Source organism: Halomarina oriensis, from assembly GCF_009791395.1.
GTDB lineage: Archaea > Halobacteriota > Halobacteria > Halobacteriales > Haloarculaceae > Halomarina > Halomarina oriensis.
This window is the reverse complement of the sequence record NZ_WSZK01000034.1, coordinates 36,015-53,451: the sequence shown is the minus strand read 5'-3', so window position 1 is coordinate 53,451 and position 17,437 is coordinate 36,015. Positions and strand designations below refer to the sequence as shown.

Genomic DNA, 17,437 nt, shown 5'->3' with positions numbered 1-17,437 from the left:
CCGACCGGCCGTCGGACTTATAAATAGCCTACTCAGGTTGGTGCAACGGTTTTTCGACACGGGGGTGAGTTGGTAGCAACGCACAATGACCGCACGAGAACGGCAGGGACCGCTCGACGGTCTCCGTGTCATCGACATGTCGGGAATGATCAGCGGGGCGTTCGCAACGACGATGCTCGGTGACTTCGGCGCGGACGTGGTGATGGTCGAACACCCGAAGGTGGGCGACCCCATCCGGGAGTGGCCACGGAAGACCGAGGACGGCGAGTCCCTCGCCTGGAAGTCACTGGGTCGGAACAAACGCTGTATCACGCTGGACCTGGGGGCCGACCGTGGCCGTGACCTCGCCCTCGACCTCGTCGAGGACGCCGACGTGGTGTTCGAGAACTTCCGACCGGGGACGATGGAACGCTGGGGTCTCGGCCCCGAGGACGTCCACGAGGTGAACGAACGCGCCATCATGGTCCGCCTGTCGGGGTACGGCCAGACCGGTCCGAAGTCAGAGAAACCGGGCTTCGGGACCGTCGCCGAGGGCATCTCCGGGTGGGCACACGCCAACGGCTTCCCCGACAGCGAACCCCTCCTCCCGCCTATCAGCCTCGCGGACCTCACCGCCGCGCAGTTCGCCCTCCAGTCGACGCTGATGGCCGTCTTCGAGCGTGATGTCGGCCGTGGCGGGAGCGGCGAGGGGCAGGTCATCGACGTCTCGCTGACCGAACCGCTGTGGCGACTGTTCTTCGGCGAGGTCGAAGCCTACGACCGGATGGGCCACACCCACGAGCGGACGGGGAATCGCCACCCCAACACCGCCCCGCGCAACATCTACGAGACCGCGGACGGCTACATGACGATGTCCGCGTCGAACCAGAAGATCTTCGAACGGGTCGCCGAGGCCATCGGGAAGCCCGAACTCGTCGACGACCCGCGGTTCGCGGACAACTCGACGCGCGTCGAGCACGTCGAGGCGCTCGACGCGGAGATCGAGGCCTGGACCCGCGAGCGCACCACCGAGGCGGCCATCGACGTCCTCGAATCACACGACGCCATCGTCGGCCCCGTCTACGACATGGCCGACATCTTCGCCGACGAGCAGTTCCAGGCCCGCGACTCGTTCGTCGAGGTGGACGACCCCGACGTGGGACCCATCAGGACGTTCGCGCCGGTCCCGAAGTTCTCGCGGACGCCCGGCGCGGTGGAGTTCCTCGGGCCACAGCACGGCGAACACAACGTGGAGGTCTACGGGAGCGAACTCGGTCTCTCGGCGGCGGAGATAGCGACGCTCGAAGCCGACGAGGTCATCTAGATGCGCCTCTCGGACGTCACGCTGCGGGAGGGCGACCAACTCCCCGGACGCGAGTTCACCGCCGAGCAGAAAGTCGAGTGTGCACGGGCACTCGACGGACTCGGCCTCGACTTCCTCCAGCCGGGGTTCCCGGCGACCGGCGAGAAGGACCAGCAGGTGCTCTCGGAACTCGCGGGGACGACCGACGCGGACGTCGTCGGGTTAGCACGCGCGCTGGAGGAGGACGTCGACGCCGTCGTCGACACCGAGGTCGAGGTGGTCGAACTGTTCGTCTCGGTGTCCGAGCGCCACCTCGACCACCTCCTCGGGATGGCCCGCGAGGAGATGCTCGACATGCTCGCCTCGGCGGTCGACTACGCTCACGACCGGGGGGCGACGGTCCACGTCACGCTCGCCGACGCCTTCCGTACCGAGCAAGCACACGTCCTCGAGGTGGCCGAGACCATCGCCGACGTGCCGTCCCTCACGCTCGCGGACACCGTCGGGGCACGGACACCGGCGAGCGTCCGCGACTACCTCGACGTGCTGTCGACGGACCTCGACCTCGGCGGTGTGGGCGTCCACTTCCACGACGACCTGGGCTGTGCGACGGCCAACGCGCTGGCGGCGTACGAAGCGGGCGTCGGGAAGGTCGACGTGAGCGTCGCCGGACTGGGCGAACGCGCCGGAAACAGCCCCCTGGAGGAGGTCGTCGTCGCCTGTGCGGTCGACCACGACGACGACCTGGGCGTCGAGACGGCCGACCTCGTTCCGACCTGTCGGACCGTCCTGGAGACGCTCGGCGAGTCGTGGGACGACCGGAAGGCCGTCCTCGGCCGGACGGTCGGCGAACACGAGTCCTCGATTCACACGACCGCGATGCTCACCGACCCGGCGACGATGGAGCCGTACGCGCCCGACCGCTTCGGTGGGGAACGCCACCTCGTCTTCGGCGCGGGCACCGGCGAGAGCGGCGCACGAAAACTCCTCGAACGCGCCGGCGTCTCGACGAGCGAGGAACGGGTCACCGCCTACCGGGAGGCGCTGGCCGACCGCGGCCCCCTCGGCCTCGACGGGGCACTCGCTCTCGCCACGGAGCGGTTCGGTGAGGAGTAGCGAGCACGTCCGGTCGTAACCGACGAGTGACACGACCCGTCGACTCATCCGAATCGCTACTAAACGCTTAATCCGTCTCACCGTCGACTGTCGGGAAGAGACACCCGGTGATGTTCCAAGCAGAAATCCATCTCCAGCAGGAGAAGTACTGCGTCCTGCACGGTCTCGCCGACCGATTCGACGCGACGTTCGACATCGCCATCGAGGAGCACCACGACCACCTCGTGACGTTCGTGCTCGAACTCGACGACGCTCGACCGGAGCACGTCGCGTTCCTCGAAACCGCCGACCAGGTCGAGCGCGTCGAGGAACTCGAGTCTGGACGGTTCCTCGTCACGAAACGCTCGTGTGGCGCGTACGCGGCGGTCGAACAGAACCACGGCATCCTCAGACGCCGCAACCACATCACGCCGACCCACCGGGTCTACACCGTCCTCCTGTTCCGGCGTGAGGACCTCAGGGCGATGATCGACGAGTTCCGACAGGTCGGGGCGGTGACTCTCGGGAAGATAACCCGGTTCGACGAACCGTCCCACCAGCTCACCGGCCGCCAGCGGGAGGTGGTCTCCGTCGCCTTGGAACTGGGCTACTTCGAGTGGCCCCGACGCATCAACAGCGAGCAACTGGCCGCCGAACTCGACATCAGTCGCGCGACGCTGCTCGAACACCTCCGGAAGGCCGAGTCGAAACTCATCACTGCGGCACTCGACGACACGGAGCCCCGCACCGACCGCACCGGCTTCACCGACCCGGCCGGCACCTCGTAGTCGGGCAGGTTCGTGGCGTCCGCCGAACGCCTGCCGGCACGGCGTCCGCCGAACTGCCTGTTCGATGCGGTTCGAGTGCGCTCAGTAGCGCACCACGGCGGCATCTTCGACAACCAGTGGCCCGTCGTCCGAGGAGTCCCCGTCGTCCGAGAAGTCCTCGTCGGCGAGCAGGTCGGTCGCCCCACCGTCGACGGCGACGCGGACCGGTTCGTCCGCGAAGTTCAACACGACGAGGAGGTCGTCCGAGGAGTCTCCGGTGGCGTCCTCGTCCGTCCGTGCGTAGGCGACGACACGCTCGGTCGCTCCCTCCAGCACGTCGACGTCGACCGGTTCGACGGTCCCCTCGCGGAGCACGGGGAACGCGTCGCGGAGTGCGACGAGTCGGCGGTGGTAGTCGGTCAGGTCGGCGTCGCCGTCGTGCCAGCGCATCGGGCCACGCTGTTCGGGGACGCCGCGTTCCTGCCCGTAGTATATCATCGGGACGCCGGGCAGGGTGAACGTCGCGGCGGCCGCGGGTCTGAGCGTCCCCGTCTCGCACTCGCTGGCGTAGCGCTCCTCGTCGTGGTTCTCGACGTAGCGCATGTGGGCGGCGTCGTCGGGGAAGCCGTACCGCTCGGCGTCACCGACCGCGTCGAGGACGGCGTCGGCCGACGCCTCGCCGGTCCCGACGTCTCTGAGCGCGTCGTAGAGGTCCGTGTCGTAGTGGGCGTCGAACTCGTTCTCCGCGAACGCGACGTCGCGGGGTACCGTCTCGTCGAGCAGGAGGAACTCGTCGTCGTGGGCTTTCACGCGCTCGCGGACCTCCTTCCAGAAGCCGTGGGGGACGCCCCACGCGACGTCACAGCGGAAGCCGTCGACGACGGGGGCCCACTCGTCGACGACGTCGAGCATCCACCGCCGGACCGCCAGCGAGTCGTAGTTCACGTTCGGGATGCGTGCCCAGTTGAAGTAGACGCCCGGGGCGTCCTCGCCGGCCCAGTCGACGCCCGTCGTGTCCGCTTCGCGGGGAACACGCTCGTAGTGGTCGGCGTACTCCTCGACTCCCGCGCGGTGCAGTTGGAAGGCGGGGTGGTCCCGCGAGGTGTGGTTGACCACGAGGTCGAACACCACGCGGATGCCGGCCTCGTGGAACCGGTCGACGAGCGACTCGAACTCGGCACGCGTCCCGAGATCGGCGGCGGTGTCGAACAGGTCCGTGATGTGGTAGCCGTGGGTCGTCGGCGAGGCGAGGACGGGCGTCAGCCACACGGTGTCGACGCCGAGCGACTCGACGTACGCCACCCGTCGTTCGAGTTCGGCGAACGTCGTCTCCAGCGTGTCGCCGCAGAACGACCGGACGAATATCTGGTACATCGTCGCGTCGCGCGTCCACTCCGGTGGGGACCCCGGAACGGCGACGTGGACGTCGTCGCCCACCCGCCGCAGTTCGACGGTGTCCGCCACCCCGTGGCGCTCGGCGACCGGGACGGCGTGGACGCGGACCGTCTCGTCGTCGGGGAGCGCCGCGAGCGGGACGCGCAGTTCGTCGTCCGCGATTTCGACCGCGTCGTCGGTCAGGCCGTCCCGGTCGTCGAGGTGGAACTCGACGCTCGGGTCGTCGCCGTTCGGCGCGGCCGCGGCGTCGGCCGCCACGACGACGCTGCCGTCCTCCACGTGCCCGTCGAGCGCGAGTCGCGGTCGGCCCGGTCCCTCGACGGTGACGCCGTCGCTCGCCCAGTGCTCCCAGCCGTCGTCGAAGGTGAAGATGGCGTCGTGGTCGCCCGGCGGGAGGGCGACGTCGACGGCCCAGCCCTCGCCCTCACGCTCGGCGAAGAGGACGCCCGTGGTGAAGTCGTTGAACGCCGCGATGACCGAACAGCGTTCGACACCGCTCACGTCGCCCTCGACGTCGTCCTCGTCGACGCGGAATCGGACGTCCCGGCGGTCGTCCGGGAACGCGCGGATGGTCTGGCGGTGGGTGCCGTCGGGCGCGTCGAGTTCGACGCGGTACGTGCCGGGGACGTCCGGCGCGAGGTGGGCGACCGGTCCCGCGTCGAGCAGTACGTCGCTGCTCTCGGGCGCGACGGTCAGTCGCCAGCGAAACGCGTCGCCGGCGTCCTCGGGCGGGTTCCGGGGGGCGAGTTCGACCGACTTCCCGACGGTCGTGAACCGTGGTGGTCCGGGGTGGTGCATGTGCTCGAACCGGCGCACGGAGCGTCGATAAAGCTGTTCTGAAGAGATCTTCGGTGCCGCCGTCTCCCCGTCGCCGTCTCGTGGCCTCTCCCGACCCGTTCCCGGAACTCGCGCCCGGTGGATGTGAAGCGTTCTTTACTCCGGTCGTCCTCCTCGGGGTATGAACCGAGGGGACGGACCGGACGCCGAACGCGCGGCGAGCGCACTGGGGTCGCTCGCGGACGCCGACCGTATCGCCATCCTGCTCGCGCTTCGCAACGGCCGCGTCCGACCGTTCGTCGACCTCCAGACGGCGGCCGGGTTCGAGGACAGCGGTCGGTTCAACTACCACCTCGACCGACTGCTCGAGGAGTTCGTCCGGAAGACAGAGGCGGGCTACCGGCTCACCGCCGCCGGGTCGAAGGCCGTCGACATCGTCACCGACGAGCGGTTCGGGTCGACACCGGCCGTGGTCGACCACCCGCTCGACGCCGACTGCCCGCAGTGTGAGGGGCGACTCCACGGCAGGTACGCCGAGAAGGACGTCGAACTCGTCTGCCCGGACTGCGAGACGCTCGTCCACTACGGCTACTTCCCGCCGCGGGCGGTGTCCGGCCGCGACCCCGAGGCGCTGTTCGCCGCCTACGGGAAGGTGCTGTGGCGGGAGTTCACGCTCGCCGCCCGCGGCGTCTGTCCGTTCTGCCGCGGTCGGACACACACTCGCGTCGAGCGAGGCTCGGACCACCACCTCGACTACCCGGCGGTCAGCGCGTGTGTCGACTGCGACGCCGAGGTGGCGACGGCCGTCGGCCTCCGACTGCTCGCCGACCCCGCAGTCGTGGGCTTCCTCGCCGACCACGGCGAACGCGTCGACGACCGACCGTTCTGGGCGTTCGACTTCTGCATCGACGACGCGGCGGTGTTCGTCGTCGGCGAGGACCCGCTTCACGTCGCCGTTCCGATTCACCGCGACGGGGAGACGCTGCGGGTGACCGTCGCCGAAGACGGGTCGGTCGTCGAGACGACCCGAGTCACGCGCCGCTGACGGTGTGCTGGCGTCGAAAAGTGAGTGTCGTGGTCGTCCGCTACCCTTCCATCCCGCTGAACGAGAGGCCGCCCTCGATGTAGCGCTGGGCGAACAGGTAGACGACGACGATGGGCGAGGCGAAGGTGAGCGCGAACGCCGAGAACTTCGCCCACGGCACGGAGTACTCACTGACCAGCGAGAACAGGCCCACCGGTAGCGTGTAGTTGTCCGTGCCGAGTAGCGTCTGTGCGACGACGAACTCGGTCCACCCCGTCAGGAAGGTGAAGATGAACACCGTCGCCAGCCCCGCCTTCGACAGCGGCAGGATGACCTCGGTGACGACGCGCCACGGCGGCGCACCGTCGACGACTGCCGCCTCCTCGTAGGAGACGGGGATGCCGTCCATGTACGTCTTCAACAGCCACGTGTTGAACGGCACGGCCGTCGCGGCGTAGTACACCGACAGCGCCAGTTTGCTGTCGTTCAGCCCGAACTGGACGTAGATGGTGTAGAGACCGATGAGCAACGCGATGCCCAAGCCGCCACCGACCTGCGTCAGCAGGACGTAGCCGAACAGTATCTTCCGCCGGAAGATGAACTTCCGCCGCGACAGCGCGTACGACGCCGGGACGATGAGCGACATCGAGAGCAGCACCGTCGGGATGGCGACGGTCAGACTGTTCCAGAAGAACCCCTTGAACCCCGATGGGTTCGTGACGCCGTAGTCAGAGACGTCGAGCAGTTCGATGCCGGGCGTACTCGACACGATTTCGAGGTTCGTGAACGGAATTCCCAGCGTGATATCGTACGCCGGGAGGATGAGGTCCCCGAGCACCCAGAGGAACGCGCTGAACGACACCTCGTCGGGGAGCAGCGAGAACCCGCCCGTCGAGTAGATGGATCCACCGGACGGCGAGAGTGCCGAGAGCAGGACCCAGTAGAGCGGGAACAGCAACAGCGAGACGAACACCAGCGCACCGAGCGTGATGGCGAGCGTCTTCAGCGGCCGACTCGGAGGTATCTTCCCCGAGCGGACGCCTTCGATGGTGTAGCGGGCGTTACGGAGCGACTCGACGGGTGTCATCACGACGCGTGTCGCGTCGGCCTTCAGCCCGCGGCCGATGGTACGAAGGAGGCTCACGCCTCGTCCACCCCGTCGGCCAGTCGGCCCCGCTTGACGTTGAGCCACATGAACGCCCCGATGAACAGGACGGCGATGATGCTGATGGCCGCGCCCTCACCGTACTGGAAGAACGAGAACGCCTCCTTGTAGCCGTAGACGACGATGAGTTCGTTCTGCCGGGCGGGACCACCCTGGTTGAACACGTACGGGATGAGGAACTGCTGGAACGACGCCGCCGAGGTGAGGATGGTGGCGAACAGCACCGGCCGCTTGATCGACGGTAGGGTCACGTGGAAGAACCGGGAGACGAACCCGGCTCCGTCGACCATCGCCGCCTCGTGGAGTTCCTGTGGAACGTCCTGGAGCGCGCTCACGGTGATGATGACCATGAACGGGTAGGCGAGCCACGCCTCGGTGACGTTGTACGCGAGAAACGCCATCCAGCGCTGGCTGAGCCACGCCACCGACGAGAAGCCGACACTCGTCAGTAACTGGTTGGCCAGGCCGAACTCGGCGGAGCTGAAGATGCCCCGCCAGACGGTGATGGTGAAGATGGCCGGCAGCCCCATCGGCGCGATGATGAGCGAGCGCATGACCCGCTTCCCGCGGACGCGCTTGCCCGTGACGACCAGCGCGATGCTGATGCTCACGACGAGCTTCAACAGGACGCTCGTGGCGACGAACAGCCACGTGATGCCGAAGGAGTTCCAGAACTGGCCGTTGATGGGCAGCGTCAGCCACGTCTCGCCGAACAGGACGAGCGACCACGTTCCGTCGAACAGCACGTTGAGGTAGTTCGTCAGGCCGACGAACTCCGCTTCGCCGAACGTCAGCACCGAGAACGCGCCCTCGCCGGCGAACAGGTTCGACGGCTCGGCGTTCGTAAAGGAGATACCCACCAGGTAGACGATGGGGAACAGCATGAACGCCGAGAACAGGAACAGGCCCGGCAACACGAGGAGGAGAGAGACGTCGCTCCGGTCGAGGAACGGCACCTCCTCCAGTCGACGCCCGATGCGGTTGGCCGTGCTCATGGGTGGCTCACTCCCAGTTCGACCTGATGGTCGACGCCGCCTCCTCCATCGCTCCTGCCGCGTCGGTGTCGCCGTTGAACGCCTTGATGAGCGCGCTCGTGTACGGCTCCCAGACGGCGTTCATCTTCGGGTGGGTGGGCATCGGGACGCCCTGCTGGACGGCCTCCGAGAACGCCTTGACGTTCGACGGCAGTTCGTCGCTCCCGGCGAGTTCCGAGAGCACGGGAATCGCACCCTGCTCCTCGGCGGCCTGCAGGACGAGGTCCTCGTTCGTGACGTGCCACTCGATGAACGACCGGGCGGCCGCGGCGGTCGCGTCGTCTTCCATCCCCGTCGAGAAGTACCACATCTGGATTCCGGTGTAGGGGTTGGGTTCGCCGCCGTCGACCGAGGGCAGTTTCGCGGTCCCGAAGTCGACACCCTTCTCGTTGAGTGTCGCCAGGTACCACGGGCCGTTGATGGCGAACGCGGCGTTGCCGTCGGCGAACGCGGCGGCCTGGGCCTCGTACTGCGGGTCGTTGGGCATGTACGGCTTGAAGTTGTCCAGCGCGAACTGGAGACCCTGGACGGTCGCGTCGTTCGTGAGGCCGAGCATCGGGTCCTGCTCGGGGTCGAAGATGTAGCCGCCCTGGCTCTGGACCCACGCGCTCGTGAAGTACGGGTCGAACGGGTAGCTCAGACCGTACGTGCCGTTACTCGGGTCGTGGTGCTCGTCCATCACCGACACCATCTCGGAGACCGACGACGGGGGTTCGTCGACGTACTCCTCGTTGTAGACGAGCGCGACGGTCTCCGCGGCGTACGGGAGGCCGAGGACCTGGTCTTCGAACTGGACCGCGCCCGCGGCCGCCTCGGTGAACTGGTCCATGCCGACCGATAGCTGGTCGCTCTGGTCGACGAGGAAGCCACGCTGGGCGTAGTCACCGACCCAGTCGTGTGCCCAGTCGAACGACGCCGGTCCCTGCCCGGCGGGGATGGCGCTCGTCGTCTTCTTGCGGAGGTCCGAGATGTCACCGCCGTCGATGGTGTGTCTCGAGTTCGAGTTGAAGCTCTCGATGGCCTGCTCTCGCGCCTGCGTCTCCGTGTCGGGCAGTGAGTACCAGACCGTCGCCGACCCGGCGGGGCCGGACTCCGTGCCGGTCGAGGTGTCCCCCGACGAACCGTCGTCCGCGGTGCCGTCCCCGGACGCGTCGTCACTCGACGAGTCGGTCCCGTCACCCTCGCCCTGCTCCTGGACGCCGAGACAGCCCGCAACCGCGCCAGTCGCGCTCAGTGCACCGATTCGCTTGAGGACATCCCTGCGTTCCATGCTCATGGATGAATAAGTGTTGAATAAGTAGTTCACATATTAAACCTTGGGGTCGTTCATGACCGACGAGGGCGGACCGCCGGTCGCTGTTGAACGAACGAAGTAACATAACACCACACGTTGCCACGAGAGGGAAAGGACTAAACAGTGTGAGGGTAACTCACAGTATCGATGGCGACGCTCACGCTCGAATCACTCAGAAAGGAGTTCGACGGCGGTCAGATCGTCGCCGTCGACGACCTGTCGCTGGAGGTCGCCGACGGCGAGTTCGTCACCGTCGTCGGTCCCTCCGGTTGTGGGAAGTCGACGACGCTCCGGATGGTCGCGGGACTCGAACGGCCCACCGCCGGTCGCATCTCCATCGGTGACGAGGACGTCACCGACGTCCACGCACGCGACCGCGACGTCGCGATGGTGTTCCAGAACTACGCGCTCTACCCGCACAAGACCGTCGAACAGAACATGGCGTTCGGCCTCCGGATGTCGACGGACCTCTCGAAGGACGAACGCCGCCGGCGCGTCCGCGAGACCGCCGAGATGATGGACATCGAGGAGTTACTCGACCAGCAGCCCGCGGAGCTCTCGGGCGGGCAGAAACAGCGTGTCGCGCTCGGCCGCGCCATCGTCCGCGAACCGGACGTGTTCCTCTTCGACGAACCGCTCAGCAACCTCGACGCGAAACTGCGGACGACGATGCGGACCGAGATTCAGCGCCTCCAGAACGAACTCGACATCACCGCCGTCTACGTCACCCACGACCAGGAGGAGGCGATGACGATGGGCGACCGCATCGTCATCCTCAACGACGGCGAACTCCAGCAGAGCGGTGCCCCGAAGTCGGTCTACCGCAACCCGCGCAACCGCTTCGTCGGCGGGTTCGTTGGCTCGCCGAGCATGAACTTCCTGGCGGTCGGTGTCTTCACCGACGCCGGTCGGACGACTCTCGTCGACGAGGCCGGAACCTTCGAGTACGACGTCACCGACCAGCGCCTGCTCGACGCGTTGCAGGGCCATGACGAGGTGACCGTCGGCATCCGGCCCGAGTCGGTCACCGTCGTCGACGCCGGTACGAGCGGTGCGATTCCGGCGACGGTCGAGGTGGTCGAACCGGTCGGTGCGGACAACTATCTCCACCTCGACATCGGCGACGACTTCATCGCGCGTGTCGACGCCGCGGTCGAACCGGAACCGGGCGAGGAGGTGCTCGTCGACGTCCCGTCGTCGGCCATCCACCTCTTCGACGCCGAGACGGGCGAGTCGCTCCTCGAGACCAGACAGCGAGAACCGATCGAAGCCTGAGTCGGACCCGTCGGCCCCCACTCTCGCTCCCGTCCCACCCCGGCCGTTCTCCTCGCGTCCTCCTCAGTCGTCGAGCGTGGCGACCGTCGGGTCGGCCGCCAGCAGCCCTCGTTCGTCGAGCAGTGCGACCGTCGCCAGTCGCAGCGCGTGGGGCCACCCCAGCGGCGTCGCGCTGTCGGGCGTCCCGTCGTCGAAGAACTGTTCGGGCAGGTAGCCCCCGCTCGTCGAGAGCGGCCCGTCCGGCAACACGAGTGCCAGCAGGTCGCGCGCCCGAACGGCGACCGTCTCGGCTCGCGGGTCGTCGTGGTCGGTGAGGAGGGCCGCGAGGTGGGCCGCGGCGTTCGCCCCCCACGCCGTCGAGACGGTCCAGACCTTCGGCGCGTCCTGTCCGTCCTGTCGCCACGGGTCGCCCTCGTAGCGCACCAGTCCCTCGACGGCGCTCTCGTCCGGGTCGCGGTGGAGGACGTCGAGGACCGTCCCGACGTGTGCGACGAGTCGGTCCAGTCGCTCGTCGTCGACGCCGTGGACCCGGTCGTACTCCCGGTGGGCGGCGACGAGGGCGAGCGACGCGGAGTCGATACGGTCGTCGCGCTCGCCGTCACCGGTGAGCCGGTAGGCGTACGCGCTCCGCTCTCCCACCCAGAGGTCGTCGACGGCGTCGTAGACCTGCTCCGCTCGCTCCTCGGCAACGGGACGGCCGTCGAGCGCCCCGGCCGCCGAGTACGCTTCGAGGAACGTCGCCGCGGTGTGTGCGAACCGACCCGTCGCGTCCTCCCAGGCGTTCTGACAGGATTTCGGGAGTCCGTCGGCCGCGAGCGTCTCGTCGAGACTGGCGAGGGCGCTGTCGAGCGTCCCCTCGACCGTCGCCGGGTCGACGACGCCGGCGTCGAGCGCCCGCGCGAGGAAGGTGACGACGCTCGCGGTCTGATCGGCCTGGTAGTCCGTGCCGTCCCCGGCTTCGAGGCGACCGTTCGCCCACCCCGGCGCGAGTCGGCCGTCACGTGGCCAGACGCGGTGTGGCAACGAGCCGTCGGCCCGCTGGGCGGTCCGGTACGCGGCCGCGCTCCGGGCGTGCCACGCGCCCAGGTCCAGGTCGAACCGCTGGTCGGCCTCCAGGCAGAACAGGGCGATTTCGGCGTCGTCGCGGAACCACGTGTAGCCGTAGCCCCCGGAGTGGGCGTAGTAGGGGTCGAAGTCCGGACCGGCGATTCGGAGACCAGTCCCCGCGGAGAGGGCGCTGAGGACGCGCAGGTCGGCGGCCGCTGCGTCCGGACACGGGCCGGGAGCGCTCCGCGTCACCTGCTCGTGAGCGGCCCGTTCGAGCGCCGTGGCCTCGGTGAACTCCTCGGCGAGCGTATCGAGTCGCGTCAGTGCCGTCTCTCGGCCCACCTGGTCGGCGTCGGTCAGGAGCGTGGCGAGTGTCGCCGCCCCGGCCTCGACGGGGGCAGTACAGAGCACGTCGCCGCTCAGTGTCTCCTCCTCGTAGCGGCCCGCGTCGACGCCACGAGGTCGTTCGACGGGGTCGTCGGCGAGCAGTTCCGCGAAACTCGGTGGCACCTGTCCCGTGACAGAGGAGAAGCCCGTCGCGCTCGTCAGGTAGTCGTGTTCGGCGGCGTGGAACAGTTCGACCGAGCGCTCGTGACGAAGCTGAGCGACCTGCGTGTCCCGACCGTCGGGCGAGAAGCCGTAGAAGCCGACCAGTTCGACGCTCGCGTCGGCCGGCGCGTCGACGGTGACGTGCGTGAGGTGGGCCGCACCGACGGTGAGGTCGTACTGCGTGGCCGTCACGTCGCCGTCGGGGATCCGGTGGTCGGTGACGACGAGGGCGGTGTCCTCGTGGTAGGTCTGGTCGGTCGTCTCACAGCCGTCGAACCAGACGCTCTCGCCGTCGATTCTGAGACCGAGCCGTGCCCGTGAGACGCCCGTCAGCCCCGTCAGTGGGTAGCTGAAGTCCGTCGTCGTCCCGTCGCGGTCGACGTAGACGAGTCGCGCGTCGGCTGCTCGCGCGTCCTCGTCGGGCGTGAGACCGGAGAAGAGACCCGTCGTCGTGCGGCGCTCGCCCGGAAACCGGGCGTCGGTCCCCTCGACCCGTTTCACGTCGTCGAGGGCGTCGCGGAGTTGCATGACAGTGCGGAGGGAACCACTCCCCAAGAGTGTTTGGTGTAATCGTCGTTCACAAATTCATATCGTGTGCGGCGAGGTGGCGTCGGTCGCCGTCGGAACGGGTGGCCGATAGTGGGCGGGAGGTGCGGGCGGCCCGACTCGGACGGGTGACACGGGTAGTTAAGTGGGGCGCTCGCCGATTCGCACCACACGATGGACGACTCGGCGCTCGCCGGCCTGCTGGAGCAGTTCGGTTTCTCGAAGAAGGAGATCGACACCTATCTCGTCTTGCTGGAACACGGGGAGGCGACGGCCAGTACGGTCGCGGACGACGCGGGCGTCTCGAAGCGCTACGTCTACAGCATCAGTGAGAACCTCGAATCCCGTGGGTTCGTCACCGTCAACGACCACGTCGTACCGACGACGATTCGTGCCAACCCGCCCGAGGAGGTCATCGAGACGCTCTCCGGGGAGGTCGAGCGGATGCGCCCCGCGCTCGAAGACCGGTACACGACGGCCCCGCAGTCGGCCGACGAGTTCGAAGTCGTCAAATCACGGGTGACGGTCCGCAAGCGCATCGCGGCGCTCATCGACGAGGCCAGCGAGGAGGTCATCCTCTCGGTCCCCTACAGTCAACTCTCGGAGGTCGAGTCGTCGCTCCGTGACGCCGTCGAGCGTGGCCTCCTCGTCCTGCTCGTAGTGACCAGCGTCGACCCCGGCGCGACCGGACTGGACGAGGAACTGGCCGGTCTCGGGAGTGTCGTCCGCGTCTGGTACGAGGCGATGCCGACGATGGTCACCGCCGACCGGACCCGGAGCGTCATCGCGCCACAGGCGATGGTGACGCGCTCGAACAGCGGGGAGCAGGCCATCACGTTCACACAGGAACAGCTCGCCCCCGTGATGGTCGGGTCGTTCTTCGGGAACTACTGGCCGAACGCCGAGCAGGTCGCCGTCGCCCCCCGACGGCCGCTTCCCGACACCTACCGCGACTTCCGGCAGGCGGTCCTGCAGGCGACGCTCCACCTGCGAGAGGAGACCCCCATCGTCGCTACGGTACGCGGGCGCGCGCTCGACGCCGACGACCCGTCCGACCGCACCGAGGAACCGGCGGCCACGGAACTGCGCGGGCGACTCGTCGAGGTTCGACAGGGGATGGTCGTCCCGGTGAACAACACCTTCCCCGTCGAGAGTTCGCTCGTCGTCGAGACGGAGACCGGTCGGTACACCGTCGGCGGGCGCGGCGCGTTCGTCGAGGACGTCGAGGCCGACGAGGTGACGCTCGAAGTCGCCGACCCCGGCGACGACTCGTCGGTCGACGTGGCCGACACCGAACCCCCCGGGGGACACTGAACACGGACGACGGCTCGCCCGGACCTCCGGTTGGTGCAAAATTTACTCGGAACTGAGTAGTAGTCTTTTTTAGACAGTGGCACGCGTTCCGGAGTGTGTATGAGTGACACGGGACTGCATGACAGGAGGGTCGACCAGGACGTACGGGAACTCGGCGCGCTGTTGGGTGACGTCCTGGCGGACCTGTCCACCGAGGGTGCGTTCGAGACGGTCGAAGAGGTCCGCGGGGCCGCCATCGACTACCGTCGGGGCGACGCCGAGACCCGACAGGCGCTCGACGCCGCGCTCGCCGACCTCTCGGCCTCGCGGCAGGGAGAGGTCACACGGGCGTTCACGTCGTACTTCGAACTGGTGAACCTCGCCGAGGAGCGCGAACGGGTCCGGGCGGTCCGCCGAGGGACGCAGTCGGGGACGCTCGCCGACAGCGTCGCGGCGGCGGTGGACACGCTGGTCGACGCCGAGGCCGACCCGGAACTCGTCCAGCGCGTCCTCGACGACGTGCTCATCGAACCGACGTTCACCGCCCACCCGACGGAAGCGCGACGGAAGACGGTGAAGGCGAAACTCCGCTCCATCGCCGGGCACATCGAGACGCTCGACGAACGCCGACTGACCGACGACGAACGCGAGCGCATCGACCGGGCGCTGGAAGCCGAGGTGACGAGTCTCTGGCAGACCCAACAGGTCCGCAAACGCCGTCCGGAGGTGACCGACGAGGCGCTCAACGTCCAGTGGTATCTGGAGAACACGCTGTTCGACGTGGTCGGCGAGGTGTACGACGAACTGGAGTCGGAACTCGGCGAGGCGTATCCCGGAGTCGAGGTGCCGAAACTGTTCGAGTTCCGCTCGTGGGCCGGTAGCGACCGGGACGGCAACCCCTACGTCACCCCGGACGTGACCGAAGAGACGCTGACGCGCCAGCGTGCGGTCGTCCTCTCGCGTTATCGCCAGGAGCTGAAACGCCTCTCGGGCGTCGTCAGTCAGGACGCGACCCGTATCGAGGTGGGCGACGACGTCGCTCACTGTCTCGCCGAACACGCGGGCGCGCTCCCGAACGTCGCCGAGGAGGCCGAGTCACGCTACCCGGACGAACCGTACCGCCAACTGCTGAAGCTGATGCGCGAACGCCTCGTGCGCGTCGACAGCGTGCGGCCGGGTGGCTACGAGGGTGAGGGCGCGCTCTCCCGTGACCTCGACGCGCTCGCGGCCGACCTCCGTGCGAACGGTGCGGGGTCGGTCGCCGAGGCGCACGTCGACCCGTTGCGTCGGCAGGTGTCGACGTTCGGGTTCTCGCTGGCGAGTCTCGACCTGCGCGACCACCAGCAGAACCACACGCAGGCGGTCACCGAGACGCTGGAGCGAGAGGGCGTCGACTACGCCGCGATGGACGAGGACGAGCGCGTCGACCTGCTGACCGAGGCCATCATGCAGGACGAACCGCTCGTCGACGTGCACGACCGGACGGACTGCTCGGAGACGGCCGAGAAGGTGCTCGAACTGTTCGAGCGGACCGCCGAGTGGCAGGGGGAGTTCGGCGTCGACGCCATCGACACCTACTGCATCTCGATGTGCGAGGAGCCGAGTCACGTCCTCGAAGTGCTGTTCCTCGCCGACCAGGCCGACGTGGTCGAACTGCCGGGCTACTGCGGACTGGACGTCGTCCCCCTCCTCGAAACCGAGTACGCCCTCTCCGGGGCCCGGCGTATCATGGGGACGCTGTTCGAGAACGAGGCGTACGCCGCGGCCGTCGCCGCCCGCAACGGCACGCAGGAGATCATGCTCGGCTACTCCGACTCGAACAAGGAGAACGGCTACCTCGCCGCCCAGTGGTCGCTGCATCGAAACCAGAAGCGACTGGCCGCCATCTGCGACGACTACGACGTGAACCTGCGTCTGTTCCACGGCCGCGGCGGGTCCATCTCGCGTGGCGGCGGCCCGATGAACGACGCGCTACTGGCGCTCCCCGCCGACACCGTCACCGGGCAGGTGAAGTTCACCGAACAGGGCGAGGCCATCGCCGAGAAGTACGCCAACCCGCGTATCGCCCAGCGGAACCTCGAACAGATGCTCAACGCGCAGATTCGAGCACGCCACCGGGCGCTCGACGGCGACCGGGTGCGCGTCAAAAACGAGTGGCGCGAGGCGATGGAGACGGCCGCACCCGCCGCCAGACGGGCCTACCGTGACCTGCTGGAGACCGACGGGTTCGTCGCGTTCTTCGAGCAGGCCACCCCCATCACCGTCATCGAGAACCTCAACCTCGGGTCACGGCCCGCCTCACGCTCGGGCGAGCGGACCGTCGAGGACCTGCGAGCCATCCCGTGGGTGTTCTCCTGGACGCAGGCCCGGTGTATCATCCCCGGCTGGTACTCGCTGGCCGCGGGGCTGGAGGCGTACCTCGACGACGGCGGCGACGTCGAGACGCTCCGGGAGATGTACCGCGAGTGGCCCTTCTTCGGGACGATGCTCGACAACGCGGCGCTCTCGCTCGCCCGTACGGACCTCGAAATCGCCTCGGGCTACGCCGAACTGGCCGACGACGACCTCCGAACCACCGTGTTCGCTCGTATCACCGACGAGTACGAGCGTGCCCGCGACCTCGTCCTCGACGTCACCGAAGAGGAGCGCCTCATCAGCCGCGATTGGCTGGTCGAGAACCTCCAGCGACGGAACCCGTACGTCGACCCACTGAACTACCTCCAGATGCAACTCCTCGACCGAACCCACCGCACGGACCTCGAAGACCGGACACTCCGCCTGACGGTCAAGGGTATCGCCGCCGGGATGAAGAACACCGGCTGACCTGGAGAAAAATTTACTCGGGTCCGAATTACATTCCGTTTTATTAAGTACCGGCGTCGAATAGGGCCGAG

At 67.9% G+C, this 17,437-nt stretch carries 12 protein-coding genes; 7 read left to right on the top strand and 5 right to left on the bottom strand.

The genetic code is table 11. The annotated features are described in order from the left end of the window. Positions 1 to 85 precede the first annotated feature (85 nt). From GQS65_RS17680 to GQS65_RS17670, 3 genes are all read left to right on the top strand, one after another. Positions 86 to 1,303: a CaiB/BaiF CoA transferase family protein gene (locus tag GQS65_RS17680; RefSeq protein ID WP_158205952.1), complete on the top strand. Its 1,218-nt coding sequence runs from the start codon at positions 86 to 88 to the stop codon at positions 1,301 to 1,303. Continuing rightward, positions 1,304 to 2,398 (top strand): LeuA family protein, encoded by a 1,095-nt coding sequence (locus GQS65_RS17675; protein ID WP_158205951.1) that lies wholly within the window; start codon positions 1,304 to 1,306, stop codon positions 2,396 to 2,398. Between the two features lie 110 nt (positions 2,399 to 2,508). Next, positions 2,509 to 3,165, top strand: a complete 657-nt coding sequence (locus GQS65_RS17670) for a helix-turn-helix domain-containing protein (RefSeq protein ID WP_158205950.1) — start codon at positions 2,509 to 2,511, stop codon at positions 3,163 to 3,165. Positions 3,166 to 3,246: 81 nt separating this feature from the next. Here GQS65_RS17670 and GQS65_RS17665 read toward each other — a convergent pair whose 3' ends face one another. Continuing rightward, complete coding sequence (locus GQS65_RS17665) at positions 3,247 to 5,337, bottom strand: alpha-amylase family glycosyl hydrolase (RefSeq protein ID WP_158205949.1); 2,091 nt, start codon at positions 5,335 to 5,337, stop codon at positions 3,247 to 3,249. 160 nt (positions 5,338 to 5,497) lie between these two features. Between GQS65_RS17665 and GQS65_RS17660 the strand changes: the two genes are divergently transcribed. Beyond that, a complete protein-coding gene (locus GQS65_RS17660; RefSeq protein WP_158205948.1) occupies positions 5,498 to 6,361 on the top strand; it encodes a DUF7351 domain-containing protein in 864 nt (287 codons plus the stop codon). Between the two features lie 40 nt (positions 6,362 to 6,401). On the opposite strand, the gene GQS65_RS17655 is transcribed toward GQS65_RS17660, so the two are convergent. The 3 genes from GQS65_RS17655 to GQS65_RS17645 are packed head-to-tail and all read right to left on the bottom strand — an operon-like array spanning position 6,402 to position 9,815. Next, positions 6,402 to 7,484, bottom strand: coding sequence for a sugar ABC transporter permease (locus GQS65_RS17655; protein WP_394351458.1), 1,083 nt, complete (start codon positions 7,482 to 7,484; stop codon positions 6,402 to 6,404). Beyond that, positions 7,481 to 8,500: a carbohydrate ABC transporter permease gene (locus GQS65_RS17650; protein WP_158205947.1), complete on the bottom strand. Its 1,020-nt coding sequence runs from the start codon at positions 8,498 to 8,500 to the stop codon at positions 7,481 to 7,483. Before GQS65_RS17650 ends, GQS65_RS17655 begins: the two co-directional genes overlap by 4 nt. Before the next feature lie 7 nt (positions 8,501 to 8,507). After that, the gene (locus GQS65_RS17645; RefSeq protein ID WP_199268497.1) at positions 8,508 to 9,815 is read right to left on the bottom strand and encodes an extracellular solute-binding protein; all 1,308 of its coding nucleotides are present in this window, start codon (positions 9,813 to 9,815) and stop codon (positions 8,508 to 8,510) included. Positions 9,816 to 9,980: 165 nt separating this feature from the next. Here GQS65_RS17645 and GQS65_RS17640 point away from each other — a divergent pair, with 165 nt between their 5' ends. After that, a complete protein-coding gene (locus GQS65_RS17640) occupies positions 9,981 to 11,108 on the top strand; it encodes an ABC transporter ATP-binding protein (protein ID WP_158205945.1) in 1,128 nt (375 codons plus the stop codon). A 63-nt stretch (positions 11,109 to 11,171) separates the two neighbouring features. Here the strand turns inward: GQS65_RS17640 and GQS65_RS17635 are convergent, their stop codons facing one another. Further along, positions 11,172 to 13,232 (bottom strand): glycoside hydrolase family 15 protein, encoded by a 2,061-nt coding sequence (locus tag GQS65_RS17635; RefSeq protein WP_158205944.1) that lies wholly within the window; start codon positions 13,230 to 13,232, stop codon positions 11,172 to 11,174. 192 nt (positions 13,233 to 13,424) lie between these two features. On the opposite strand from GQS65_RS17635, the gene GQS65_RS17630 reads away from it, so the two are divergent. Then, complete coding sequence (locus GQS65_RS17630; protein WP_158205943.1) at positions 13,425 to 14,564, top strand: TrmB family transcriptional regulator; 1,140 nt, start codon at positions 13,425 to 13,427, stop codon at positions 14,562 to 14,564. Between the two features lie 99 nt (positions 14,565 to 14,663). Next, a complete protein-coding gene (ppc, locus tag GQS65_RS17625) occupies positions 14,664 to 17,366 on the top strand; it encodes a phosphoenolpyruvate carboxylase (RefSeq protein WP_158205942.1) in 2,703 nt (900 codons plus the stop codon). The last annotated feature ends 71 nt before the right edge of the window (positions 17,367 to 17,437 follow it).

Coding starts and splice junctions, on each gene's coding strand:
- GQS65_RS17680 (WP_158205952.1), top strand. CDS start 86: ATGACCGCACGAGAACGGCAGGGACCGCTCGACGGTCTCCGTGTCATC.
- GQS65_RS17675 (WP_158205951.1), top strand. CDS start 1,304: ATGCGCCTCTCGGACGTCACGCTGCGGGAGGGCGACCAACTCCCCGGA.
- GQS65_RS17670 (WP_158205950.1), top strand. CDS start 2,509: ATGTTCCAAGCAGAAATCCATCTCCAGCAGGAGAAGTACTGCGTCCTG.
- GQS65_RS17665 (WP_158205949.1), bottom strand. CDS start 5,337: ATGCACCACCCCGGACCACCACGGTTCACGACCGTCGGGAAGTCGGTC.
- GQS65_RS17660 (WP_158205948.1), top strand. CDS start 5,498: ATGAACCGAGGGGACGGACCGGACGCCGAACGCGCGGCGAGCGCACTG.
- GQS65_RS17650 (WP_158205947.1), bottom strand. CDS start 8,500: ATGAGCACGGCCAACCGCATCGGGCGTCGACTGGAGGAGGTGCCGTTC.
- GQS65_RS17645 (WP_199268497.1), bottom strand. CDS start 9,815: ATGAGCATGGAACGCAGGGATGTCCTCAAGCGAATCGGTGCACTGAGC.
- GQS65_RS17640 (WP_158205945.1), top strand. CDS start 9,981: ATGGCGACGCTCACGCTCGAATCACTCAGAAAGGAGTTCGACGGCGGT.
- GQS65_RS17635 (WP_158205944.1), bottom strand. CDS start 13,232: ATGCAACTCCGCGACGCCCTCGACGACGTGAAACGGGTCGAGGGGACC.
- GQS65_RS17630 (WP_158205943.1), top strand. CDS start 13,425: ATGGACGACTCGGCGCTCGCCGGCCTGCTGGAGCAGTTCGGTTTCTCG.
- ppc (WP_158205942.1), top strand. CDS start 14,664: ATGAGTGACACGGGACTGCATGACAGGAGGGTCGACCAGGACGTACGG.